Raw genomic sequence first — 590 nt, 5'->3', positions numbered from 1 at the left:
GGCTGAATGGCGACCACGTACTCGAGGTTGCGCTCACGAAGCCCCTCTCGAAACGGGCCGCTGTTGCCGTAGCCGGCGTCGGCCAGAATGATCTGTGGGGGCAGGCCCGCGGCCAGTATCCAGTCCACCTGCTCAAGGGCTATTTGAGGCTTGGTGCGAAACTCCATCTCGTCAGGGATGCCCGCCTGGCGCCGTCGCTCCAGGTCATTGATCCAGACCTCCGGAAGGTAGAGCTCGGCCTGAAGCGGCTGCGAGCAGTTCCAGCCCGAAAGGTGTGTGCTGACGACGAGCTGGCAATTCTCACGTTTGCCGGCCTTGCCACAGTACTGACGCTGGACACCGGGAGATTTGTCGCCCTTTTTGATGAAACCGGTGTCATCGATGATCAGGGCGACCGGCCTGCCGACGTGCTGCCGGGCGACCTCCAAAAGCCTGAGGCGCGCCTGATCGTCGGACCACCGCGTGCTGAGGGTGGTGCGATTGAGTTTTTGGCGAAGTCCACAGGCCTGCTCGGGCGTCGCGGCCAGTTGAATCCCCGCCGGCTGATGGGTCTTTCGTTTGGCCGTCGACAGCCGCGCCTCAACGCACGC

The 590-nt window shown here is 63.6% G+C and carries 1 protein-coding gene; it reads right to left on the bottom strand.

Annotation, left to right across the window (positions count from 1 at the left end; genetic code table 11):
• Positions 1-590: IS701 family transposase (locus FRC98_RS20920; protein ID WP_146983512.1), on the bottom strand; the 590-nt coding region annotated here is incomplete at both ends.

This window comes from Lujinxingia vulgaris, from assembly GCF_007997015.1.
In the GTDB taxonomy this organism is placed as follows: Bacteria; Myxococcota_A; Bradymonadia; order Bradymonadales; family Bradymonadaceae; genus Lujinxingia; species Lujinxingia vulgaris.
Note: the sequence above shows the minus strand (reverse complement) of the source record. Positions and strands in the feature narration are given on the sequence as shown.